Genomic DNA, 495 nt, shown 5'->3' on the forward strand with positions numbered 1-495 from the left:
ATGTAATCCGGCGTCATGGGCACGCGCGTGATCACCGGGGTCTCGATGATCTCCTTGACGGCGTCGATCGACATCGCTAGGCACTCCTCGCCGACGTCGAAGGTCAGGTATTGGCCGGCCTCGTCGGCGTCCACGTCAGGCTCGGTCGCGGTCTTGCTTACCATGAGTTCCCCCATTTCGACCTCCAATCATCGACCTCCACTCATCGACCTCCACTCAGAAGCTCTCGAAGTCTTTCTGGTCGAAGTCGTCGAGGTCGACCTCGGTCTCGCCAGCATCGCTAGCGCGCTTCCCGCGACCACTGTGCATCGGGCGCGATGCGACGCGCACGCTGGAGCCGCCCGAGGCGCCGAGGCGGAAGAAGGACATGGTCTCTTGCAGCTGACTGGCCTGGCCGTTGAGTTCCTCGGCCGTGGCCGCGAGTTCCTCGGAAGAGGAGGCGTTCTGCTGGGTGGCCTTGTCGAGTTGGCTCATGGCGTCGTTGATCTGACCAAT

General features: G+C 62.8%; 1 protein-coding gene and 1 pseudogene. Both read right to left on the bottom strand.

The window, feature by feature from the left end; translation table 11 throughout:
• On the bottom strand, nucleotides 1–176 hold a 176-nt coding region (locus G3480_RS29170), incomplete at its 3' end, for a chemotaxis protein CheW (RefSeq protein WP_206171953.1).
• A 40-nt stretch (nucleotides 177–216) separates the two neighbouring features.
• Nucleotides 217–495 (bottom strand): annotated as a pseudogene (locus G3480_RS27380) (methyl-accepting chemotaxis protein); the annotation flags it as partial.

The organism is Thiorhodococcus mannitoliphagus (genome assembly GCF_010915725.1).
In the GTDB taxonomy this organism is placed as follows: Bacteria; Pseudomonadota; Gammaproteobacteria; order Chromatiales; family Chromatiaceae; genus Thiorhodococcus; species Thiorhodococcus mannitoliphagus.